This window comes from Aquipseudomonas alcaligenes NBRC 14159 (assembly GCF_000467105.1).
GTDB lineage: Bacteria > Pseudomonadota > Gammaproteobacteria > Pseudomonadales > Pseudomonadaceae > Aquipseudomonas > Aquipseudomonas alcaligenes.
This window is the reverse complement of sequence record NZ_BATI01000054.1, coordinates 1-23,094: the sequence shown is the minus strand read 5'-3', so window position 1 is coordinate 23,094 and position 23,094 is coordinate 1. Positions and strand designations below refer to the sequence as shown.

General features: G+C 63.5%; 22 protein-coding genes. 5 read left to right on the top strand and 17 right to left on the bottom strand.

Annotated features, from left to right (window positions below; genetic code table 11):
• From PA6_RS23625 to PA6_RS20920, 12 genes are all read right to left on the bottom strand, one after another.
• A partial coding sequence (locus PA6_RS23625) for a hypothetical protein (protein ID WP_021703001.1) occupies positions 1 to 565 on the bottom strand: 565 nt, incomplete at its 3' end.
• A gap of 521 nt (positions 566 to 1,086) precedes the next feature.
• Positions 1,087 to 1,641, bottom strand: coding sequence for a winged helix-turn-helix domain-containing protein (locus PA6_RS23620; RefSeq protein ID WP_021703000.1), 555 nt, complete (start codon positions 1,639 to 1,641; stop codon positions 1,087 to 1,089).
• 89 nt (positions 1,642 to 1,730) lie between these two features.
• A complete protein-coding gene (locus PA6_RS23615; protein WP_021702999.1) occupies positions 1,731 to 2,252 on the bottom strand; it encodes a hypothetical protein in 522 nt (173 codons plus the stop codon).
• Positions 2,253 to 2,359: 107 nt separating this feature from the next.
• On the bottom strand, positions 2,360 to 2,701 hold the full coding sequence (locus PA6_RS20960; protein WP_021702998.1) for a hypothetical protein: 342 nt from the start codon (positions 2,699 to 2,701) through the stop codon (positions 2,360 to 2,362).
• 122 nt (positions 2,702 to 2,823) lie between these two features.
• Positions 2,824 to 3,564: a substrate-binding periplasmic protein gene (locus PA6_RS20955; RefSeq protein ID WP_021702997.1), complete on the bottom strand. Its 741-nt coding sequence runs from the start codon at positions 3,562 to 3,564 to the stop codon at positions 2,824 to 2,826.
• An 83-nt stretch (positions 3,565 to 3,647) separates the two neighbouring features.
• Positions 3,648 to 5,603, bottom strand: a complete 1,956-nt coding sequence (locus PA6_RS20950) for an acetoacetate--CoA ligase (RefSeq protein WP_021702996.1) — start codon at positions 5,601 to 5,603, stop codon at positions 3,648 to 3,650.
• A gap of 345 nt (positions 5,604 to 5,948) precedes the next feature.
• The gene (locus tag PA6_RS20945) at positions 5,949 to 6,845 is read right to left on the bottom strand and encodes a hydroxymethylglutaryl-CoA lyase (RefSeq protein ID WP_021702995.1); all 897 of its coding nucleotides are present in this window, start codon (positions 6,843 to 6,845) and stop codon (positions 5,949 to 5,951) included.
• A gap of 127 nt (positions 6,846 to 6,972) precedes the next feature.
• Positions 6,973 to 8,928, bottom strand: a complete 1,956-nt coding sequence (locus PA6_RS20940) for an acetyl/propionyl/methylcrotonyl-CoA carboxylase subunit alpha (RefSeq protein WP_021702994.1) — start codon at positions 8,926 to 8,928, stop codon at positions 6,973 to 6,975.
• Positions 8,929 to 9,007: 79 nt separating this feature from the next.
• Entirely contained in the window at positions 9,008 to 9,802 is a 795-nt protein-coding gene (locus PA6_RS20935; RefSeq protein WP_021702993.1) for a gamma-carboxygeranoyl-CoA hydratase, read from the bottom strand.
• 60 nt (positions 9,803 to 9,862) lie between these two features.
• Positions 9,863 to 11,470: a carboxyl transferase domain-containing protein gene (locus PA6_RS20930; RefSeq protein WP_021702992.1), complete on the bottom strand. Its 1,608-nt coding sequence runs from the start codon at positions 11,468 to 11,470 to the stop codon at positions 9,863 to 9,865.
• A 145-nt stretch (positions 11,471 to 11,615) separates the two neighbouring features.
• Positions 11,616 to 12,779 (bottom strand): isovaleryl-CoA dehydrogenase, encoded by a 1,164-nt coding sequence (locus tag PA6_RS20925; protein ID WP_021702991.1) that lies wholly within the window; start codon positions 12,777 to 12,779, stop codon positions 11,616 to 11,618.
• Between the two features lie 28 nt (positions 12,780 to 12,807).
• On the bottom strand, positions 12,808 to 13,197 hold the full coding sequence (locus tag PA6_RS20920; protein WP_021702990.1) for a MerR family transcriptional regulator: 390 nt from the start codon (positions 13,195 to 13,197) through the stop codon (positions 12,808 to 12,810).
• A 97-nt stretch (positions 13,198 to 13,294) separates the two neighbouring features.
• Between PA6_RS20920 and PA6_RS20915 the strand changes: the two genes are divergently transcribed.
• Positions 13,295 to 14,062, top strand: coding sequence for a 3-hydroxyacyl-CoA dehydrogenase (locus tag PA6_RS20915; protein ID WP_021702989.1), 768 nt, complete (start codon positions 13,295 to 13,297; stop codon positions 14,060 to 14,062).
• A 9-nt stretch (positions 14,063 to 14,071) separates the two neighbouring features.
• Positions 14,072 to 15,199: an acyl-CoA dehydrogenase family protein gene (locus PA6_RS20910; RefSeq protein ID WP_021702988.1), complete on the top strand. Its 1,128-nt coding sequence runs from the start codon at positions 14,072 to 14,074 to the stop codon at positions 15,197 to 15,199.
• A 218-nt stretch (positions 15,200 to 15,417) separates the two neighbouring features.
• Here the strand turns inward: PA6_RS20910 and PA6_RS20905 are convergent, their stop codons facing one another.
• Entirely contained in the window at positions 15,418 to 16,347 is a 930-nt protein-coding gene (locus tag PA6_RS20905) for a LysR family transcriptional regulator (protein ID WP_021702987.1), read from the bottom strand.
• A gap of 131 nt (positions 16,348 to 16,478) precedes the next feature.
• Between PA6_RS20905 and PA6_RS20900 the strand changes: the two genes are divergently transcribed.
• A complete protein-coding gene (locus PA6_RS20900) occupies positions 16,479 to 17,708 on the top strand; it encodes an acyl-CoA dehydrogenase (RefSeq protein ID WP_021702986.1) in 1,230 nt (409 codons plus the stop codon).
• A 185-nt stretch (positions 17,709 to 17,893) separates the two neighbouring features.
• Here the strand turns inward: PA6_RS20900 and PA6_RS20895 are convergent, their stop codons facing one another.
• From PA6_RS20895 to xthA, 4 genes are all read right to left on the bottom strand, one after another.
• The gene (locus tag PA6_RS20895) at positions 17,894 to 18,073 is read right to left on the bottom strand and encodes a hypothetical protein (protein WP_021702985.1); all 180 of its coding nucleotides are present in this window, start codon (positions 18,071 to 18,073) and stop codon (positions 17,894 to 17,896) included.
• Complete coding sequence (locus tag PA6_RS20890; RefSeq protein ID WP_021702984.1) at positions 18,073 to 19,062, bottom strand: TerC family protein; 990 nt, start codon at positions 19,060 to 19,062, stop codon at positions 18,073 to 18,075. The genes PA6_RS20895 and PA6_RS20890 overlap by 1 nt, the downstream gene beginning before the upstream one ends.
• 265 nt (positions 19,063 to 19,327) lie before the next feature.
• Positions 19,328 to 20,692 (bottom strand): substrate-binding domain-containing protein, encoded by a 1,365-nt coding sequence (locus tag PA6_RS20885; RefSeq protein WP_021702983.1) that lies wholly within the window; start codon positions 20,690 to 20,692, stop codon positions 19,328 to 19,330.
• Positions 20,693 to 20,852: 160 nt separating this feature from the next.
• Positions 20,853 to 21,665: an exodeoxyribonuclease III gene (xthA, locus tag PA6_RS20880; protein ID WP_021702982.1), complete on the bottom strand. Its 813-nt coding sequence runs from the start codon at positions 21,663 to 21,665 to the stop codon at positions 20,853 to 20,855.
• A gap of 132 nt (positions 21,666 to 21,797) precedes the next feature.
• Between xthA and PA6_RS20875 the strand changes: the two genes are divergently transcribed.
• Entirely contained in the window at positions 21,798 to 22,439 is a 642-nt protein-coding gene (locus tag PA6_RS20875) for a GNAT family N-acetyltransferase (protein WP_021702981.1), read from the top strand.
• 97 nt (positions 22,440 to 22,536) lie between these two features.
• The gene (tpx, locus tag PA6_RS20870) at positions 22,537 to 23,037 is read left to right on the top strand and encodes a thiol peroxidase (protein WP_021702980.1); all 501 of its coding nucleotides are present in this window, start codon (positions 22,537 to 22,539) and stop codon (positions 23,035 to 23,037) included.
• The last annotated feature ends 57 nt before the right edge of the window (positions 23,038 to 23,094 follow it).

Here is a 23,094-nt window from a genome sequence, read left to right as displayed (position 1 = left end):
CCCTAGTAGAGATTTCTATACGCAATGAGTCAGCGCAACCGCCTGTTGTAGTCATTGAAGAGATGTCGAGCGATAGTTTTCCATCTGGGGTTCTATGAGCTCCGCCACCGTGATACTTAATCTCACTGCATCCGAACGGATAACCTTCGTAAAGGTACATGCTTTCGCTTAAGCTCCAGAGTAATCCACCTCTTGGGTCGTAGCCGTTAGAGAGCAGGAACGTACATAGGATAAGAAAGATAGAGGCAGCTATAATGAGTATTCCGGATTTCTTATCGCTGTTACTGTTCGCGAGGCTTATAGCCTCCTTCTCTTGAGTAGATTGAGAGCTTTCTGGGCTTTCTGTAAAAATTAAGCATTCAGCACCAGCTTGCTCAAATTTAGATTTAATTTTATTTGCAAGGGTGAGATCTATGGATTTCTTGAATATCATTTTGTTTTTTATTAGCGGCTCTATTTCTTCAATCTTCAGGCTTGGGAAAAATGAAGCAAGATTTTCTATAGCGACTTGCTCGCTTGGGTTCAGGAACTTTCCAGTAAAGCGAATGGAGTATTGGGGTTCCATAGTTTATTCCTTTGCCCTAACGTTTGGCTAAGGGGCCGGCTATGCCGGTCCCGAGTGAGCGGAGCGAACGACTTGAGCCAGTAGTTAGGCTCGTTGCTGCGGGCCAGCTTATAAGCAGTCTTCATGCCCTTCCAGTTCTGGAGCTGAATAAACATTAACTTTGTACTTGTTCTGAAGCACACTGATGACTTGTTGAACGTGCGCACCTGGCTCGGCGGATTTGACTTGATGCTTCATTGATGAAAATGTATCTATAACGACCTTGTTTTTCTCTATATGTATCCAAAACCAAGAGTCAGTTTGCAATCCATGCTCGACACTCTAGAAGTGTTGAGATAGCTACTGCTTTAGCTCTTCATGAAACTCCCAATATTCTTTTGGGTACTCCATTTCGGCGAATATCATAGATTTCCCCTGAAGGGCCTAACGATTAAGCTAACGGGCAGACAAAAGCGTAGCTTTTGGCTGTCCAGCGAACGGAGTGAGCGATAGTTGAGCGCATTGTTATACGAGGCCGTACTTTAGCTTGGAATGGACCAAAATGCGTTTCTCCCTTCTTTGCGTTGAATTATTTGGCCTTCTGTAAGTAATTCACTAAGAAGCCTATAGACGTAAACTTTGCTGACACCCATTTTTTCGTAAATTTCGAGCGTGGGTTTTTCTCCCTCCGCAAGGATGCTGAGAATCTTCTCCTTTCGAGAGTCCATTGATGCTTGCTCGACCGCGCCACCAACTTTCTCGGTGATTCTCTGTACCTGCTCTGCAGACAATGTTATTTCTGCGCCTATTGCAGATGTTACGCTGCCTATTACTTCAGATTTTACTGCTTCCTTAAATCTTTGGGACTCAAGAAACATTTCCTCGTTCTCGAAATCTCCTGGTGCATATAGAACTGTATGATTCCAATTCAAGATGGCAAAGAATACGGCAACAATAAGGACTGGAAATGCCATTACAAAATAGACAAAAGTTTCTTGAATTTCAGGTGGCAAATTTATGAGCGATATTGTGGCGAACCCTTCTGCGAGTGTGGAAAAGATGGCTACGACTGAAAGGGGATTGCTTACTTTTGCCATGAATATGTCTCAGGGTTGGTTCGTATAACGTTTGGTTAAGGGGCCGGCTTTAGCCGGTCCCCAGTGAGCGAAGCGAACGACTTGAACCACTAGTTAGGCTGGTGGCGTACAGAAAGAAAGGTAGCAATGATCAAGAACAGTCCTATTGCTACACCTAGTGCTGCGTAGGACATGGTTGAGATTCTTGATTTTTCCCATGATTTAGAAAGCTTCTCGTACGTTATTTCTTGACCGTTATCAATTTTTATTTCATATACAGGAAAGGTCTTTTCCTGGCTGAGTTCGTATTTATTTCCCGACTTAGAAGTTAGAATTCTAACGGCTACGCGATGGCTCTTCCTGAGTTCGCTAAGGATATTTTCATAATCTATGCCGTAAGCCGTAAATACATATTTTTTGGAGTCCGTAGATAGGGAAAATGAAAATCCCGTACCTCCATATTTCCCACGGATTTCTTTAATATTAAGCGCCTCTCCGTGGGCTACTATAAGTTCATTTTTTAATGGGGGTGTTTTGTGGGTGGCTAAAAAAATAACCACTGCAAATATTATAAGTGCGTAGCTTGATATTCGAAGATGCTGGCTGAATTTAATTTTTCTGGATTTTGGCATCTGCGAAGCCTAACTAGTGTTTATACGACATGCCTAGGGGTAGGCATAATGTCCGATACTGGGTGTTTGTGGCTATTACTAGGCATCTTGATGTCCATATATAGCCATTATGTCCAGATGATCCGTTCCGCCAACCCCAGCCTCTCGGCCTCGCTTCGCTCGATCAGCCATACCTGATTCTCGCGGTCCCACTTGCCGCCGGCGCTTCTGATCAGTCGCTGGAGGTCGTTCTCGTGGCGGAAGATGCGCAGGGCTACCGGAGGTGTGGGAGCGGGTGGCGGGGTTTTGTACAGGGCGTACTTTTGTTCGACGATGAGCTCGACCGTGGTGTAGTGGGTGTTGGTTTTTCGGTCGAGGCGGTAGCGGACGGCGACGAGTTGCTCGCCGTAGCGTTCTTGCAAGCGCTTGGTGCCGGGTTTGCCGGGCTTGAGGGTTTTGACAACGTCCATATTGTCACCGGGGTTGTGCGGGGTAGTCGCAGTCTGCCCCAGTGCTGGCGTTTTGCTCAAGCCGGCGCAGGCCTGCGGCGTGGATGATCTGTTCTATAGGCCTGGCAGCGTGGGCTGGATGCTCACCGTCGATCGAGCTCGGGTAGATAGGCCTGGCGCAGGCGCGGGCTGACGCCGCTGGACTCCAGTTGCAGCACGGCGGCCCGCAGTTGCTCGACGATCTGCAGGTCGCAGGTCCTGGAGCAGGCCAGGTACAGGTCGGTGCTGGCCAGGACCGGGCTCTGATAAAGCTTGCGGCGTTGTTCCGACGATTTGTGCCAGATGTACAGCGCCTCCGGAATCCCGGTGAACCAGGCATCGAGACGCCCGCGCTCGAGCAGGATGGCCGGGTTTTCGCCCAGTTTGAGCTGGATGATCTGCTCGTCGGCGAAGCCCTCGCGCCGCAGGATTTCCACCTGGGCGGTGCCGAGCCCGACGCCGATACGTCGGTAGCGCTGGCGTGCATGCGCGAAGCTGCTGACAGGTTCGTCGAGGCTGAAGAAGGCGCGCTCCAGCGGCATGATCGGGACGATCCAGGTGTAGCGTTGCTCACGCTCCGGGGTGCGCGACAGCGGGATGATCAGTTGATTCTGGCCGCTGGCGACGTTCACCTGGGCTCTGGCCCAGGGCTCGTCGACGATGCGTGCCGTTCGGCCGCTGAGGGTGATGGCTGCGAGCGTGATGTCGCCGACTATGCCGTGGCCGCGCTCGTCGTGGTACAGGGTCAGCGGCGGGGCGTCCGGCATATGCAAGGCCAGTGGTTCGTCAGCGGCCACGCCGCCGACATACAGCAAGGCAACCAGCAGGCAGAAAACCATCTGCATCAGGAACATCCTGTCCGGATTATGCGCATCCACTATAGATGCTGGAGTGGCAGTCCATTGCCCTTAGGGTGTCGCTTACCGGCTCATGACTGCAGTTGCGGCAGATCGCGATACAGCTCAAGTGCCTGCGGGTTGGCCAGGGCATCGGTGTTCTTCACCGGCTTGCCGTGCACCACGTTGCGCACGGCCAGCTCGACGATCTTGCCGCTGATGGTGCGCGGGATGTCGGCGACGGCGATGATCCTGGCCGGTACATGGCGCGGCGTGGTGTTGGCGCGGATCACCTGGCGGATCTGTGCCTGCAGTTCGTCGCTCAGCGCCACGCCGTCACGCAGGCGCACGAACAGCACCACGCGCACATCGCCGTCCCACTCCTGGCCGATGGCGATGGATTCCAGCACCTGCTCGACCTTTTCTACCTGGCGGTAGATCTCGGCGGTGCCGATGCGTACGCCGCCGGGATTGAGCACGGCGTCGGAGCGGCCGTGGATCACTAGACCATCGTGTTCGGTGATTTCGGCGTAGTCGCCGTGGGCCCAGATGCCGGGGAAGGTGTCGAAGTAGGCGCTACGGAATTTCTCGCCATCGGCGTCCTTCCAGAAGCCGACCGGCATCGACGGGAAGTGGTGGGCGCAGACCAGCTCGCCTTTCTCAGCGATGACCGGCTGGCCGGCCTCGTTCCACACCTGCACATCCATGCCCAGGCCCTTGCACTGCAGCTCGCCGCGCCACACCGGCAGGGTCGGGTTGCCGAGGGCGAAGCAGGAGACGATGTCGGTGCCGCCGGAGATGGAGGACAGGCAGAGGTCCGCATTGATGTCGCGGTAGACGTACTCGAAGCTCTCGTGTGCCAGCGGCGAGCCGGTGGAGAGGATGGCCTTCAGGCGGCTCAGCTTGTGCGTCTCGCGCGGCTTGGCGCCGGCCTTTTCCAGTGCGGCGATGAACTTGGCGCTGGTACCGAAGATGCTGATGTTCTCGGCGTCGATCAGGTCGATCAGGCGCTCGGCACCTGGGTGGAACGGCGAACCGTCGAACAGCACCAGGCTGGCGCCCAAGGCTAACCCTGAGACCAGCCAGTTCCACATCATCCAGCCGCAGGTGGTGTAGTAGAACAGCGTGTCGTCGGCCGTCAGGTCGGTATGCAGGCCCAGTTCCTTGACGTGTTGCAGCAGGGTGCCACCGACACCGTGGACGATGCACTTGGGCACGCCCGTGGTGCCGCTGGAATAGAGGATGTACAGCGGCTGCTCGAAGGACACCGGGGTGAACTGCGGTTCACCGCCGGCCTGGTAGAAGTCCTGCCACAGGCTGACGCGGGCGGCGCTGCGGAAGTCGCCGGCCCCGGCTGTCGGGTTGGAGTAGGGCATCACCACCAGTTGCTGCAGCGAGGGCAGGCGCTCGAGGATTTCGTTGAGCTTGGCGGTCAGGTCGAGGTTCTTGCCGGCGTAGCGGTAGCCGGCGGCGGCGATCAGCACCTTGGGTTCGATCTGACCGAAGCGGTCGATCACGCCCTGGGTGCCGAAGTCCGGCGAGCAGGACGACCAGGTGGCGCCGAGGCTGGCGGTGGCGAGCATGCCGACTACCGTCTGCCAGGTGTTGGGCATAAAGGCAGCCACGCGATCACCGATGCCGACACCGGCGGCCTTGAGGCTCTGTTGCAGGCCGGCGACATGGGCGGCCAGTTCGGCATAGGAGAGCTGCTCGCGCGAGCCGTCCTCGCCAATGGCGACCAGCGCCGGATGCTCGTCGCGGCGGCGCAGCAGGTGCTCGGCGAAGTTCAGGGTGGCGCCGGGGAACCAGTGCGCGCTGGGCATGGCTGGACCTTCGCGCAGAACCGCGTCTGGCTGCTGGGTAAAACGCACCTCGAAGAAGTCGACGATGGCCTGCCAGAACGCCTCGCGCTGCGCCACGCTCCAGGCGTGCAGGGCGGGGTAGTCGGCCAGTTGCAGGGCGTGGCGCTGGTTGACGAAGCGGCGGAAGGCATCCATGCGGGTGGCGGCGATGCGTTCGGCGGAGGGCGCCCAGAGCGGTTGTTGCATCTCGATTCCTCGATGGTTCTTGTCGTTCGCGCCAGCCCTGAGGCGGCGGATGGCACAGCCTAAAGTGTTGTCCGGAGGCGGCCATAGCCGCTGCCGTCGGTCGGCCTGCCTTTGAGCTACGCCGCTGTGGCGTGGGCACTACGGTGCAGCGATGGCGGGCGCTGCGCGCTTTACAGCCTGTCAGGAAAAGCTGACAGGGTTAGGTGTGGGTGGTTTCTCCCCGGATTGCATCCGGGCTACCCGAGCGCTTTCCCTCTCCCTAACCCTCGGTTCGAGCGTCCTGCTCCTGCATCCCTGCAGTCGTCTCCCATAAATGGGAGAGGGGACTGTCCGTGCCTGCCTTGGCTAAGCCTGTCTGGCCCTGGCAACTCGCGAGCCGTTGGGCTTGCCGAGTACCTCGCAGATGCGTTGACCGGCAGCGATGAGCTTGTCCATGTCGATGCCGGTTGCTATGCCCAGGCCGTTGAGCAGATAGAGCACGTCCTCGGTGGCGACGTTACCGGTGGCGCCCTTGGCATAGGGGCAGCCGCCCAAACCTGCGACCGAGCTGTCGAACACGGCGATGCCTTCCAGCAGGCTGGCGTAGATGTTCGCCAGGGCCTGGCCGTAGGTGTCGTGGAAGTGCCCGGCCAGCTTGTCGCGCGGGATATCGCGGCCGACCACCTCGAACAGGGTGCGGGTCTTGCCGGCGGTACCGGTGCCGATGGTGTCGCCCAGGGACACCTCGTAGCAGCCCATGGCCAGCAGCTCGCGCGCCACCGCGGCGACCTGCTCAGGCGCCACTTCGCCCTCGTAGGGGCAACCGAGCACGCATGAGACATAGCCACGCACGGTGATGCCGTGAGACTTGGCCGCTTCCATCACCGGAATGAAACGCTCCAGGCTCTCGGCGATCGAGCAGTTGATGTTGCGCTGGGAGAAGGCCTCGGAGGCAGCGGCAAATACCGCGACTTCCTTAACTCCTGCTTCCACGGCAGCCTCGAAGCCCTTGAGGTTGGGGGTGAGGGCGCCGTAGACCACGCCGGGCTTGTACTGGATACCGGCGAATACCTCGGCGCTGCCGGCCATCTGCGGCACCCACTTGGGCGAGACGAAGCTGCCCACCTCGATATAGCTCAGGCCGGCGGCGCTCAGGTCGTCGGTCAAGCGTACCTTGTCGGCCACGCTGATCGGCTGTTTCTCGTTCTGCAGGCCGTCGCGCGGGCCGACTTCGACCAGGCGGACGTGTTGCGGCAGGTTCATGAAATACCTCGTGAGAATAGTTCGGCACCCGGGAGAGGGCGGGGCGGCACGCGTAGGGTGAGGGAGTGGAGTCGCCTGTGATGCCCTCACCCTAACCCTCTCCCGGGGGGAGAGGGAACTGTCCGTGCTAGGCAGGGATTTCTTCCAGCTCTACCAATGCAGCGCCTTCGCTGACCATGTCGCCTTCGCCACAGTACAGCGCCTTGACCGTGCCGGCGTGGGGGGCGCGGATGCTGTGCTCCATCTTCATGGCTTCCAGCACCACCAGGGCCGCGCCGGCTGCCACGGCCTGGCCGGGTTCGACCAGCACGCGGACGATACTGCCGTTCATCGGGGCTGTCAGCCCGCCGTGCTGGGCGTGGCTGGCTTCGGCCTCGGCGATCGGGTCGACGCGGCGTACCTCGTACAGGCGCCCCTGCCATTCCAGATAGAGCGCATCGCCCCGGCGAATTGCTCGGTGCGCGCGGCGTAGGCCGTCCTGCTCGGTCCACAGTTGCTCGCCCTGCAGGCGCGATTGCGTCGGGCCGCGCAGGTGCACGGTATGGCGCTGCTCGCCGCTGGCGAGGTGTACATCGGTTTCCGACGCCAGGCCGGAACGCCAGCCGCTGCTGGTAGCCCAGGGCGAGTGATAGTCATCGTGGCTGCGGCGCGGCGCTTCGCTGTGCAGCCAGGCTTCGGCGGCCAGTTGCCAGAACTCGCCCGGTAGCTCGGTCACGGCCGGCAACAGTTGTTCCTGATGACGGCCGATAAAACCGGTATCCAGTTCCGCGTTGGCGAAGGCCGGATGGGCCAGCACGCGGCGCAGGAACGGCAGATTGCTGGCGAAGCCACCAACGGCGGTTTCTTCCAGCATGGCCAGCAGACGTTGGCGGGCTTGTTCGCGGTCCTCGCCCCAGGCGACCAGCTTGGCCAACATGGGGTCGTAGAACGGCGAGACGGTATCGCCCTCGGCCACGCCGCTGTCGACCCGACGGCCTTCGCTGGCGACTGGTTCGCGATACAGCTTGAGGTCGCCGGAGGCGGGCAGGAAGTCGTGATCGGTATCCTCGGCGTACAGGCGCACCTCGATGGCGTGGCCATTCAGCGGCACCTGCTCCTGGCTGATCGGCAGCGCTTCGCCACGGGCCACGCGAATCTGCCAGGCCACCAGGTCGAGGCCGGTGATGGCTTCGGTCACCGGGTGCTCGACCTGCAGGCGGGTGTTCATTTCCATGAAGAAGAACTGGCCGCGGGCATCCAGCAGGAACTCCACGGTGCCGGCGCCGACATAGCCGATGGCCTGTGCTGCCTTGACCGCGGCCTCGCCCATGGCGCGGCGCAGCTCGGGGGAGAGGCCCGGGGCCGGGGCTTCTTCGACCACCTTCTGGTGGCGGCGCTGGATCGAGCAGTCGCGCTCGTTGAGGTACAGGCAGTTGCCGTGGCTGTCGGCGAACACCTGGATCTCCACGTGGCGCGGCTGCAGCACGTATTTCTCCACCAGCATGCGCGAGTCGCCGAAGGCGGACTGGGCTTCGCGCTGGGCGGATGCCAGGGTTTCGGCCAGCTCGCTCTCGCGCTCGACCACCTTCATACCCTTGCCACCGCCACCGGCAGCGGCCTTGAGCAGTACCGGGTAACCGATGCGTTCGGCGGCGACGCGGAAGGTTTCTACGTCCTGAGCTTCGCCGTGGTAGCCGGGCACCAGCGGCACGCCGGCGTCTTCCATCAGTGCCTTGGCCGCAGACTTGCTGCCCATGGCGTCGATGGCGGAGGCGGGCGGGCCGAGGAACACCAGGCCGGCGGCCTCGATGGCGCGGGCAAAACCGGCGTTCTCCGAGAGGAAGCCGTAGCCCGGGTGGATGGCCTGGGCGCCGCTGGCCTTGGCCGCGGCGATGATCTTGTCGACCAGCAGGTAGCTGTCGGCTGGCTTGGCGCCGCCGAGGTTGACCGCCATATCGGCCTCGCGCACATGGCGGGCGCCTGCGTCGATGGCGCTGTGCACGGCCACGGTCTTCAGGCCTTGGGCCTTGGCGGTGCGCATCACCCGGCAGGCGATCTCGCCGCGGTTGGCGACCAGCAGGGTGTCGATGTGCGTGCGGCTCATGCTTGCGGCTCCTGCCGGAGGTTTGAACGTTTATCCAGCGCTTTGCCGAGCAGGGCGTGCAGGGAGTGGATCATCATGCTTATTGCTCCTGCCAGGCGGGTGTGCGTTTTTCCAGGAAGGCGTTGAGCCCCTCCTGGCCTTCGGGGCTGACGCGGATGCGGGCGATGGCGTTCTCGGTGTAGCGGCGCAGGTTGGGGCTGAGCACGCCGCAGGCCACTTCACGCAGCAGGTCCTTGCTGGACTGCATGGCCTGCGGGCTGTTGAGCAACAGGTTGTTCACCCAGGCTTCGATCTGGGCATCCAGCTCGGCGGCCGGGTAGGCCTCGGCCAGCAGGCCCAGCTCGCGGGCGCGGCTGCCGGAGAAACGTTCGGCGGTCAGCGCATAGCGGCGTGCGGTGCGCTCGCCAAGGGCCTGGACCACAAAGGGGCTGATCACCGCCGGGGCCAGGCCGATGCGCACTTCGGACAGCGAGAACAGTGCGTCTTCCGCGCCGATGGCCATATCGCAGCAGCTCACCAGACCCACCGCACCGCCGAAGGCCGCGCCCTGGACCACGGCCAGGGTCGGTATCTTCAGGCCGTTGAGGTTGTACATCAGCTCGGCCAGCTCGCGGGCATCATTCAGGTTGGCGTTGTAGTCCAGCTTGGCACTGGCTTGCATCCAGGCCAGGTCGGCGCCGGCCGAGAAGTGCTTGCCGTGCCCGCGCAGCAGCAGGAAGCGCAAGGTCTTGTCGGCGGCAATTGCATCGATGGCGAGGATCAGCTCACGGATCATCTCGGCGTTGAAGGCGTTGTTCTTGTCCGGGCGGTTCAGCCACAGGGTGGCGAAGCCGCGCGGGTCTTTTTCCAGCTGTACGGTGGTGAAGTCGGTCATGGCGGCTCCAAGCAACTCGGTTGTGCTCCCTCTCCCCGCGGGAGAGGGGAATTAAATGGCTCACATTCGGAATACACCGAATTGTGTCTGTTCAATCGGCGCATTGAGGCTGGCGGACAGGGCCAGGCCGAGGACGTCGCGGGTCTGCGCCGGGTCGATCACGCCGTCGTCCCACAGGCGGGCGCTGGAGTAGTAGGCGTGGGCCTGCTGCTCGTACTGGGCGACGATGGGCTGCTTGATACGCGCCTCTTCCTCGTCGCTGAACGGATGGCCGGCGCGGGCGGCCTGCTCGCGCTTGACCTGTACCAGCACGCCGGCAGCCTGCTCGGCACCCATCACGCCGATTCGCGCGTTGGGCCACATCCACAGGAAGCGTGGATCGTAGGCGCGGCCGCACATGCCATAGTTGCCGGCGCCGAAGCTGCCGCCGATGATCACGGTGAACTTCGGCACCTTGGCGCAGGCCACGGCGGTCACCAGCTTGGCGCCGTGCTTGGCGATGCCGCCTTCCTCGTACTTCTTGCCAACCATGAAGCCGGTGATGTTCTGCAGGAACAGCAGAGGGATGCCACGCTGGCAGGCCAGTTCGATGAAGTGCGCGCCTTTCTGCGCGGCCTCGGCGAAGAGGATGCCGTTGTTCGCCAGGATGGCCACCGGGTAGCCGTGGATATGGGCGAAGCCGCAGACCAGCGTGGTGCCGAACAGCGCCTTGAATTCATCGAACTCGCTGCCGTCGACCACACGGGAAATCACCTCGCGCACATCGAAGGGCTGCTTGGCGTCGGCTGGGATCACTCCGTACAGCTCTTCGGCGCCATACAGCGGGGCGATCGGTTCCCGCGCCTGCAGCTGGCCAAGCTTGCGCCAGTTGAGATTAGCGATGCATCGGCGGGCCAGGGCCAGGGCGTGCTCGTCGTCATCGGCATAGTGGTCGGCCACGCCGGAGGTCTTGCAGTGCACGTCGGCGCCACCCAGTTCCTCGGCGGTCACCACTTCGCCGGTGGCGGCTTTCACCAGGGGCGGGCCGGCGAGGAAGATGGTGGCCTGGTTGCGCACCATGATGGTCTCGTCGCTCATCGCCGGCACATAGGCGCCGCCGGCGGTGCAGGAGCCCATCACCACGGCGATCTGCGGGATGCCCTGGGCGCTCATATTGGCCTGGTTGAAGAAGATCCGGCCGAAATGCTCGCGGTCCGGGAACACTTCCTCCTGGCGCGGCAGGTTGGCACCGCCGGAGTCGACCAGATAGATGCACGGCAGGCGGTTCTGCTGGGCAATGGTCTGCGCGCGCAGGTGCTTCTTCACGGTCAGCGGGTAGTAGCTGCCGCCTTTCACCGTGGCGTCGTTGGCGATGATCATGCACTCGACGCCTTCCACCCGGCCGATGCCGGCGACCACGCCGGCGGCCGGCACCTCTTCGCCGTAGACCTCGTGGGCGGCCAGCTGGCCGACTTCGAGGAAGGGCGAGCCGATATCCAGCAGGCGGTTGATGCGCTCGCGCGGCAGCAGCTTGCCGCGCGAGGTGTGGCGTTCCTGGGCCTTGGCGCCGCCGCCTTCGTGGACGCGGGCGAGCAGGGCGCGCAGGTCGTTCACCTGGGTAAGCATGGCCGCCTGGTTGGCAGCGAACTCCGGCGAACGGGTGTTGATCTGGGTATGCAGGATGGCCATCTGGCGCGCTCCGATGTGCTTTAAATCTCCCCTCTCCCGTTCACGGGAGAGGGGCCGGAGGAGAGGGCAGTGCAGGCGACGTAGAGCCCCTCTCCCTAGCCCTCTCCCATAAATGAGAGAGGGGACTTTCCGTGTTGCTTGAGGGCTATTTCGTCTCGTTGAACAGCTCGCGGCCGATCAGCATGCGGCGGATCTCGCTGGTGCCGGCGCCGATCTCGTAGAGTTTGGCGTCACGCAGCAGGCGGCCGGCTGGGTACTCGTTGGTGTAGCCATTGCCGCCCAGCAGCTGGATGGTGTCCAAGGCCATCTTGGTAGCCATCTCGGCGGTGTAGAGGATCACCGCGGCGGCGTCCTTGCGCGATTCCTCGCCGCGGTCGCAGGCCTTGGCGACGTTGTACAGGTAGGACTTGGAGGCGTTCATGCCGGCGTACATATCGGCCAGCTTGCCCTGCACCAGCTGGAACTCGCCGATCGACTGCTTGAACTGTTGGCGTTCGTGCACGTAGGGCAGGACCACGTCCATGCAGGCGCTCATGATCCCGGTCGGGCCGCCGGAGAGCACGGTGCGCTCGTAGTCCAGGCCGCTCATCAGCACGCGCACGCCGGCACCCTCGGCGCCGAGAATGTTCTGCTCCGGCACTTCGCAGTCCTCGAACACCAGCTCGCAGGTGTTGGAGCCGCGCATGCCCAGCTTGTCCAGCTTCTGGTGGCGGGAGAAGCCCTTGTAGTCGCGCTCGACGATAAACGCGGTCATGCCGCGCGAGCCGGCGTTGATGTCGGTCTTGGCGTAGATCACGTAGGTGTGGGCGTCCGGGCCGTTGGTGATCCACATCTTGTTGCCGTTGAGCACGTAGCGGTCGCCGCGCTTCTCGGCGCGCAGTTTCATCGATACCACGTCGGAGCCGGCATTCGGCTCGCTCATAGCCAGGGCGCCGATGTGCTCGCCGGAGCACAGCTTGGGTAGGTATTTCTGCTTCTGCGCCTCGCTGCCGTTCTTGCGGATCTGGTTGACGCACAGGTTGGAGTGGGCGCCGTAGGACAGGCCGACCGAGGCCGACGCGCGGCTGATCTCTTCCATCGCCACCACGTGGGCCAGGTAGCCCATGTTGGTGCCGCCGTATTCCTCTTCGACGGTCATGCCGAGCAGGCCCATGTCGCCGAACTTGCGCCACATGTCCATGGGGAACTCGTTGTCGCGGTCGATCTGCGCGGCGCGCGGGGCCAGTTCGGCCTGGGCGAACTGATGGACCGAGTCGCGCAGCATGTCGATGGTCTCGCCGAGACCGAAGTTGAGGGTTGGGTAGCTCATGGGGTCACCTGTGTCTTGTAATTGTGAGTCAGGAAACGGCGGATTCGGTGGCGGCCAGCGCGGCCAGGCAGCGCTCCTCGGCGTTGTCGAGCTCCAGCTGCATCTGCTCGATGTCGAGCAGCTGCTGTTCCAGCTGGGCGCGGCGGGCGGCGATCTTGGCCATGAAGGTCTCCAGCTGCTTGCGGTTGCCGCTGCTGGGGTCGTAGAGGTCGATCAGTTCCTTGCACTCGGCCAGGGAGAAGCCGATGCGCTTGCCGCGCAGGATCAGTTTGAGCGCCACCAGGTCCTTGGGCCGGTAGATGCGCTCCTGGCCACGCCGCTCCGGCACCAGCATGCCTTGCTCCTCGTAGAAGCGGATGGCGCGGGTGGTGATGTCCAGCTCGCGGGCCAGATCGGAGATGGAATAGGTGATGGACATGGCCTGCTCTCGTTTACCTTTACGTTAACGTAAACCTGTGCAAATCTGCCTGTCAATGTCGGCAGGGTCCGACGCCTCATCGATTCGAGGACTGTGCATGCGTATCGAAGACTCCGTATTCCTGATCACTGGCGGTGGCTCCGGCCTCGGCCTGGCCAGCGCCCGTGAGCTGGTGGCGCAGGGCGCTAAAGTGCTGCTGCTGGACATCAATGCCGAGGCGGGCGCCAAGGCGGCTGCCGAACTGGGCGAGCGCGCACGTTTCCTGCGTGCGGATATCAGCAGCGAGGCCGACGGCCGCACCGCTGTGGAAGAGGCTCTGCAGGCTTTTGGTGCCGTGCATGGGCTGGTCAACTGCGCCGGCGTAGCGCCGGCCGAGAAGGTCATCGGGCGCAACGGCGCCCACGGCCTGGACAGCTTCCGCCGCACCATCGAGATCAACCTGATTGGCAGCTTCAACATGCTGCGCCTGGCCGCCGAGGCCATGGCCAAGAATGAGCCGAACGACGGCGGTGAGCGCGGGGTGATCATCAACACCGCCTCGGTGGCGGCCTTCGACGGGCAGATGGGCCAATGCGCCTATTCGGCATCCAAGGGCGGCGTAGCGGCCATGACATTGCCGGCAGCACGTGACCTGGCGCGCTCGGGCATCCGCGTGATGTGTATCGCCCCCGGCATCTTCGAGACACCGATGATGGCCGGCATGCCCCAGGAGGTGCAGGACTCCCTGGCCGCCAACGTGCCGTTCCCGCCGCGCCTGGGGCGCCCGGCCGAGTACGCCGCGCTGGTCCGGCATATCGTCGAGAACGCCATGCTCAACGGCGAGACCATCCGTCTGGATGGCGCGCTGCGCATGGCCGCCAAGTGAGGTGAGCCGATGATTCCCGTCGAACAGGACATCCTGATCCGTGACATGGCCCGCCAGTTCGCCCAGGAGCGGCTGAAACCCTTCGCCGCCGACTGGGACCGCGAGCATCGCTTCCCGGCAGAAGCTTTGAAGGAAATGGCCGACCTCGGCTTCCTCGGCATGCTGGTGCCGGAGGAGTGGGGCGGCGCGCAAACCGGCCACCTGGCCTACGCCATGGCCCTGGAGGAGATCGCCGCCGGCGACGGCGCCTGCTCGACCATCATGAGCGTGCACAACTCGGTGGGCTGCATGCCCGTCCTCAAGTTCGGCAGCCAGGAGCAGAAACAGCGCTTCCTCCAACCCCTGGCCAGCGGCGCCATGCTCGGTGCCTTCGCCCTCACCGAACCGCAGGCCGGCTCCGACGCCAGCGACCTGCGCACCCGGGCGCGGCGCGACGGCGACCACTACGTGCTTAGCGGCGCCAAGCAGTTCATCACCTCCGGCAGCCACGCCGGGATGGTGATCGTGTTTGCCGTCACCGATCCGGCGGCCGGCAAGAAGGGCATCAGTGCCTTTATTGTGCCGACCGATACCCCCGGCTATTCGGTGGTGCGGGTGGAGGACAAGCTCGGCCAACACGCCTCGGACACCTGCCAGATCCAGCTCGACGAGGTGCGCATTCCGGCCGCGTTGCGCCTGGGCGAGGAGGGCGAGGGCTATCGCATCGCCCTGAGCAACCTGGAAGGCGGGCGCATTGGCATTGCCGCGCAGTCGGTGGGCATGGCCCGCGCCGCGTTCGAGGCGGCGCGCGACTACGCGCGCGAGCGGCAGACCTTCGGCAAACCGATCATCGAGCACCAGGCGGTGGCGTTCCGCCTAGCCGACATGGCCACGCAGATCGCCGTGGCGCGGCAGATGGTGCATCACGCCGCCGCGCTGCGCGAAGCCGGTCAGCCCTGCCTGACCGAGGCCTCGATGGCCAAGCTGTTTGCCTCGGAGATGGCCGAGAAGGTCTGCTCGGCGGCCATCCAGACCCTGGGCGGCTACGGCTACCTCAAGGACTTCCCGGTGGAGCGCATCTACCGCGACGTGCGGGTGTGCCAGATCTACGAAGGCACCAGCGATGTGCAGCGCATGGTAATCGCACGCAGCTTGTAGGCGGGTTGCGGTTTTCTGGGAGAGGGGGTAGGGCGGCCCGCGCAGGGTGAGGGTGCTTAGGTTTGTTGCGAGTTGCCTGTCACTCCCTCTCCCCAGCCCTCTCCCAGAGGGAGAGGGAGCTAAGCCTCAGGCCTGTTCGGCAGTTCGTAGGGTGGACAACGCCGAAGGCTTGTCCACCGTGGTGGATGGCTTCGGCCATCCACCCTACAGACTGACCGTCAGGCGGGCTCGGCAGCCTTCTTCTCCTGGGCACTGATCTGCTGCGCCAGCTCGATCAGTTGCTCACGCATCCAGCGGTTGGCCGGGTCCTGGTCGGTGCTTTCGTGCCAGTACAGGTGGGTTTCCAGGGCCGGTACGTCGCTCACTGGCAGGTCAACGTGGTGCAGGTTGTGGCGGCGGGCGAAGCGCTCCGGCACGGTCATCAGCATGTCGGTGTTGTGTAGCACGCTGGAGGCCATCAGGTAGTGTTGCGAGCGAAGTGCCACCTTGCGTTGCAGGCCCATCTTGCCCAGCGACAGGTCGATATAGCCGAGCCCGCTGCGGCGGCTGGAAATCTGGATATGCGCCTGCGACAGGTACTCGTCCAGGCTCAGCTTGTCCTTGGCCAGTGGGTGGCCAGGGCGCATGGCGCACACGTAGCGGTCTTCCATCAGCTTGACGTGGCGCACCTGCGGGTCGGTGTTGAGCGGGGCGTCGACGGCGAAGTCCAGGCGGCCGGCGGCCAGTTCCTTGGTGGTTTCGCGGCGCTTGGCCTGAAAGCTCTCGATCTGCACCGCCGGGGCCAGGCGGCGCAGGCGTTGGAACAGCGGCGGTAGGAGGATCTGCTCGGAGAGGTCGGTCATGCTGATGCGGTAGGTCTTGTTCGCCTGCTTGGCGTCGAAGGTGCGGCTTTCCTGTACCGACACGCGCAGCAGCTGCAGGGCGTTACGTACCGGGCCGATGATGTTCTGCGCCATCGGCGTGGGCACCATGCCCTGCGCGGTACGCACGAACAGCGGGTCGTTGAAGGTCTCGCGCAGGCGTGCCAGGGCGTTGGACACCGCCGGTTGGGTGATGCCGACGATCTGCCCGGCACGGGTCAGGTTGGCCTCGGTATAGATAGCGTCGAAGACGATGAAGAGGTTGAGGTCTACCTTGTTCAGATTCATGGTCTTCTCCGTGCTTCAAGCCTTATCTCATATTGCTTATGAATGTTGATAAGGTAGGAAAATAGCTTAGATAAATCGTGGGTGCTGTTCTAGCATCATTCCACATCGAAGCCAACCACCAAGGTGTCCCCATGGATTTCGCCTATTCCCCCAAGGTTCAGGAACTGCGTGAGCGCGTCACCGCGTTCATGGAAGCCTATGTCTACCCGGCCGAAGCTGTGTTCGAAGAGCAGGTCAACGAGGGTGACCGCTGGCAGCCGACCGCGATCATGGAGGAGCTGAAAGCCAAGGCGAAGGCCGAGGGGCTGTGGAACCTGTTCCTGCCGGAATCCGAGTACGGCGCCGGCCTGACCAACATGGAATACGCGCCGCTGGCCGAGATCATGGGCCGCTCGCTGATCGGCGCCGAGCCGTTCAACTGCTCCGCGCCGGACACCGGCAACATGGAGACCCTGGTGCGCTACGCCAGCGAGGCGCAGAAGAAGCAGTGGCTGGAACCGCTGCTGTCCGGTGAGATTCGTTCCGCCTTCGCCATGACCGAGCCGGGCGTTGCCTCCTCGGACGCCACCAACATGCAGGCCAACGCCCGCCGCGAGGGTGACGAGTGGGTGATCAACGGCCGCAAGTGGTGGACTTCCGGTGCCTGCGATCCGCGCTGCAAGATCATGATCTTCATGGGCCTGACCAACCCGGACGCGCCGCGCCACCAGCAGCACTCGATGATCCTGGTGCCGAGCGATACCCCCGGGGTGAAGATCGTCCGTCCGCTGCCGGTATTCGGCTACGACGATGCCCCGCACGGCCATGCCGAAGTGATCTTCGACAACGTGCGCGTGCCCTATGACAACGTGCTGCTCGGCGAGGGCCGCGGCTTCGAGATCGCCCAGGGCCGCCTCGGTCCGGGCCGTATCCACCACTGCATGCGCTCCATCGGCATGGCCGAGCGCGCGCTGGAACTGATGTGCAAGCGTGCCGTCAGCCGCACCGCCTTCGGCAAGCCGCTGGCACGTCTGGGCGGCAACATCGACCACATTGCCAACTCGCGCATCGAGATCAACCAGGCCCGCCTGCTGACCCTGAATGCCGCGTACATGATGGACACCGTGGGCAACAAGGTGGCCGCCAGCGAGATCGCCCAGATCAAGGTGGTGGCGCCCAATGTCGCGCTCAACGTGATCGACCGTGCCATCCAGATCCACGGCGGCGCCGGTGTGTCCAACGACTTCCCGCTGGCCTACTGGTACGCCATGCAGCGCACCCTGCGCCTGGCCGACGGCCCGGACGAAGTGCACCGTGCAGCGGTGGGCAAGTTCGAAGTCGGCAAGTACGTGCCGCGCGAAGCGATGAAAGCCAGCCGCTGACCGCGGTGGCAATGCACGAGGCCCGCATCTGCGGGCCTTGTCGTTTCTGGCTAATCGGGTGCAGGCTGCGCACCTACCACTCCCTCGCCCCTTGGGGAGAGGGGGCTTGGGCGGATTGCGGATGCTTACCCTCTCCCCCAGCCCCTCTCCCATAAACGGGAGAGGGGAGCCGCGCTGCGTTCGTTTCAGCCTTCCTTGCCGTCCTCGGCCAGGTGCTTCTGGTTCAGCCAACTCAGGCGCAGATGCAGCTGGGCGGCGAAGGTGCGCGCCGCCAGCTCCTCGTGAAAGATCAGGCTGCGACGGCCCATCTGCACTCGCCAGAGCACCTGGCCCTGGCGCTCCAGCCTGTCGATCCGTACGTCCATCAGGACTCCTGCTGCGGGCGATTGCGGGTTTTCAGCAGCGACAGCAGTACGCCGCCGGCCAGCAGGCCGAAGGTAACACCGAGCGAGAGCAGGGCGGGAATCTTGCCGATGAAACCATGCAGGAAGATCTTGCCGCCGATGAAGATCAGCACCAGCGCCAGTGCGTACTTGAGATAGACGAAGCGGTGCATCAACGCCGCCAGGGCGAAGTACAGCGAGCGCAGGCCGAGGATGGCGAAGATGTTCGAGGTGTAGACGATGAACGGGTCCTGGGTGATGGCAAAGACTGCTGGCACGCTGTCCACGGCGAACACCAGGTCGGCCAGCTCGATCAGCACCAGGGCGAGAAACAGCGGCGTGGCGTAGAGCAGGTGGTGGGTGGCGCCTTCCGGCCGCTTGCGCACGAAGAAGTGGCCATCGTGCAGCTCCTCGGTCACCCGCAGATGCCGGCGCAGAAAACGCAGCAGCGGATTCTGCGCCAGGTCCGGGTGGTGCTCCTCGCGGCTGAACAGCATCTTCACCCCGCTGAGCAGCAGGAAGGCGCCGAACACATAGAGCAGCCACTCGAACTCCTGCACCAGCGCCGTGCCCAGGCCGATCATGATGGCGCGCAGCACGATCACCCCGAGAATGCCCCAGAACAGCACCCGGTGCTGGTAGCGCCGGGGGATGCCGAAGAAGCCGAAGATCATCGCCATGACGAACACGTTGTCCATCGACAGCGACTGCTCGACCAGGAAGCCGGTGTAGAACTCCAGCGCGCTCTGCGCGCCCAGTTCGTGCCAGATCCACAGGCCGAACAGCACGCCGACGCTGAAGTAGCCACTGTACAGCAGCAGGCTTTCGCGCATCTCGATCTCGTGCTGGTCGCGGTGCAGGATGCCGAGGTCCAGCACCAGCAGGGCCATGACGATGCCGAGGAAGCTCAGCCACAGCCAGGTGGCGGTGCCGAGTACGGGAGTGGTGAGAAAGACGAGTAGCGGTTCCATGAGCCCCTCCGTCGCTGTCGGTCAGACAGTGACTCCGACATCGCGGCGTTGGGGGCGCCGCCAGAGGGGCCCGGCGTCACTGGCGAGCGCTTTTACGCTCGTCCACGAACAAGGCTACAGCCGGCTGTCGGGTTCGGCAAACGCAAGTCTGTCCCCCTCTCCCTTTGGGAGAGGGGCCAGGGGTGAGGGTGTTGCGATGAGTGAGGGCTTAGTCCCTCACCCTGCGCGGGCCGCCTCATCCCTCTCCCAGGGGGAGAGGGAGCTGTTAGTACACCCAGACCTCGACACGGCGGTTCTTCACCCGACCCTCGTCGGCATCGTTGGCCGCCACCGGCATCTGTTCGCCCAGGCCGGTGATGTCGCGGAAGATCACGCCACCCTTGACCAGATCGCGACGCACGGCCATGGCGCGCAGCTTGGACAGCAGAGCGGCGCGCGCCGGATCGTTCTTCGGGTCGCCGAAGCCGACCAGCACGGCCTTCTGCCGCAGCTTGTCGTTGGCCTTGAGATAGTCCAGCACCCGCGCCAGGTCGCGCTGGGCCTTGTTGTCCAGCTCGGCGCTGCCTTCCTGGAAGCGGAAGTTCACCGACAGGCGCTGCGCTTCGCTGGCCAGCCGGCGGTAGTGCTCCGGCATCTGCGCGCTGGGCTCGACCTTCACCGCCTGCACGGTCTGCGGGATGAAGCCGGTCTTGGCCACGATGGCCTGGCCCGCCGGGCTGTGGGCGAACTGTACCAGCGCCTGCACCCACTCGTTGGTGGTACCCGGCGGGTTGTAGAGGAACAGCCGCCGCGACAGCGGATAGTCCTCGGTGGCGATCAGCGTGGTGCTGGGCAGCATGGGCTGCGAATCACCGTCGGCAATCGCCAGCGGCTTGCTCTGGCGTACATAGGGCAGGCCGATGAAGCCGATACCGCCTGGGTCCTGGCTGACGCTGTCGGACAGCTGGTCGCTGGATTCGAAACGCTTGGCGGCGCCGTCCAGGCTCTTGCCCTGGCTGGCCAGCACCAGTTCCTTGAAGGTGTCGAAGGTGCCCGACTTGTCGTCGCGGGCGTAAAGACTGATCGTCCCGGGCCTGCCGCCGAGGGCCGACCAGTCCTTGATCTCGCCGGCGAACACGGCGGCCAGCTGCTCGGTGGTCAGGGCCTGCACCGGGTTCTGTGGGTGCACGATGATGGCCAGACCGTCGATGGCGATCACCTGTTCGGCCGCGCTGCCGCGCATATCGCCCAGAGCCTGCAGCGTTGCGGCCTCGGCATCCTTGATCGGCCGCGAGGAAGCGGCCAGCTCGGCGCTGCCGTCCTGCAGGGCGACGAAACCGGTGCCGGAGCCGTGAGCCGCGACGTTGACCTGCAGGGTGCGCCCCAGCTTGTCCTCGGCCAGCACGCTCTGCTCGTTCTCCGCGCCTTTGGCGATGCGCACATTGCTCATGCCCTGGCTTTCGAACAGGCCGCTGACCAGTGCCGGGCCGAGCTTGGCACCGATGGTGTTGGAGCCCTGGATGCGCAGCAGGGTGGTGGCTTCGGCAGCGAACACCGACCAGGGCAGGGCGTAGCAGATGAAACCGAGGATCAACCAGATGTAGGCATGGTTGCAGGATTGCCGATCACTGACTGGCAGTGCGCGTGACATGCGGCGCAGACCTTCTTCTAGGGGGGGAAAGTGCCGCGCAGAATAAGTCGATAAAGTTGCAGTCAGGTTACAGCGCACCGCTCTGGCATGGGCCCTGAGCATAAAAAAGCCAGCGCTTGTGCTGGCTTGTTTCTGCTGTGCAGCGCGCAGGGGGCCGGGCTTAGTTGAGCTCCAGCCAGATCGGCGCGTGGTCGGACGGTTTTTCCATGCCGCGTAGCTCGTAGTCGATGCCGGCGTCCTTGAAGCGCGCCTGCAGGGCGGCGGTGGCGAGGATCACGTCGATGCGCAGACCGCGCTTGGGCTCGTCCTCGAAGCCGCGGCTGCGGTAGTCGAACCAGCTGAAGCGGTCGTTCACGGTCGGGTTGAGGTGGCGGAAGCTGTCGACCAGGCCCCAGTTCTTCAGGGTCGCCAGCCACTCGCGCTCCTCGGGCAGGAAGCTGCACTTGCCGGTCTTCAGCCAGCGCAGGCGGTTGGGCTCGCCGATACCGATGTCGCAGTCTTCCGGGCTTATGTTGATGTCGCCCATGACCACCAGCGCCTGGGCCGGGTCGAAGCGCTCAACCAGCAGTTGCTGCAGGTCGGCGTAGAACCGCTGCTTGCCGGGAAACTTGGTAGGGTGGTCGCGGCTCTCGCCCTGGGGGAAGTAGCCGTTCATCACGGTCACCGGTTTGCCTTGTTTATCGGCGAAGGTGCCGTAGATGAAACGGCGCTGGGCGTCTTCGGCATCGCCGGGGAAACCCTTGTGCAGCTCCAGCGGTGCTTCGCGGGAGAGCAGGGCGACGCCGTAGTGGCCTTTTTGCCCGTGGTAGTGCACGTGGTAGCCGAGTTGGCGGATGTCTTCCTCGGGGAACTGCTCGTCGGCGACCTTGGTCTCCTGCAGGCCGATGACATCCGGCTGGTGCTTGTCGATAAGCGCCTGTAGCTGATGAGGTCGGGCGCGCAGGCCGTTGATATTGAAGGAAACGATCTTCATGGGAAGGCACCGGCGGGTAAAACCGCGATGCTAGCCCAGCGCTCCGGCGACGGCCAGCGTCTGGCAGGGGGTGGGTTGCGGTGCTACCTTGGCCTTCGACCCGCCAAACCAATAACAACCGAGGTCAGCCCGATGCCCCACCGTAACGCCGAAGTCCGCATGCTCGACCATGGCTGCGTCCGCGAGGCCCGCTCGCTGCTGTACCACGCCTACCGCCACGACCCGACCTTCGCCTACCTGTTCGAGAGCGAGCGCCCCGGCTTCGACCAGCGCGTGCGCGCCACCGTGCGCGAGCTGGTGCAGCAGCATTTTGCCGAGGAGCTGCCGGCCATCGGCCTGGTGATCGAGGAGCGCCTGGTCGGCATCGCCCTGATCGCGCCGCCGATCCGTCGTCTGGATATCACCGAGAGCTGGGGCTGGCGCCTGCGCATGCTGATGACCACCGGCTTCCGCTGCACCCGGCGCTACCTAGAATACTACGACGCGGTGCTCGCCTGCCTGCCGCCGGGGCCCTACCACGTGTTGCCGCTGATTGGCGTGCACCCGCAGTTCCAGGGCCAGCAGCTCGGCGAGAAGCTGCTCGGTGCCCTGCATGACTGGTGCGCCGAGGATGCCGGCTCGCAGGGCGTGGTGCTCGACACCGGCAACCTGCATTACCTGGAGTTCTACAAGCGCCAGGGCTACGAGGAAATCGGTGAAGTGGCGGTAGGGCCGATCCGCGAACACGTGTTCTTCCACCCCAACCCGCAGGTGGTCCGGCAGGCCTCGGCCTGATGGCGGCGTTGCCGGAGCAGCACCGCCCGGTCACACTAGCGGCCGTTCAACCGCTGGGTGCCGTGACCCGGCATCAACACACTGAAGGAACTCGCAAATGGCTCAAGTAACTCTCAAGGGCAATCCGGTTCAGGTCGATGGTCAGCTACCGCAGGCCGGCCAGCAGGCCCCGGCGTTCAGCCTGGTGGCCAAGGACCTGTCCGACGTGACCCTGGCCAGCCTGGCCGGCAAGCGCAAGGTGCTGAACATCTTCCCGAGCATCGACACCCCGACCTGCGCCACCTCCGTGCGCAAGTTCAATGCCGAGGCCAGTGCCCTGCCGAACACCGTGGTGCTGTGCATCTCCGCCGACCTGCCATTCGCCCAGGCGCGCTTCTGCGGCGCCGAAGGCCTGGACAACGTGGTCAACCTGTCGACCATGCGCGGCGCCAGCTTCCTCAAGGACTACGGCGTGGCCATCGCCAGCGGCCCGCTGGTGGGCGTGGCCGCCCGTGCCGTGGTGGTGCTGGACGAGCAGGGCAAGGTGCTGCACAGCGAGCTGGTGGGCGAGATCGCCGATGAGCCCAACTACGCAGCCGCCATCGCCGTACTGAAGTAAGCGCAAGTGCTCCATCGACAACGGCCTGCCTGATGCAGGCCGTTGTTTTTTCTAAGG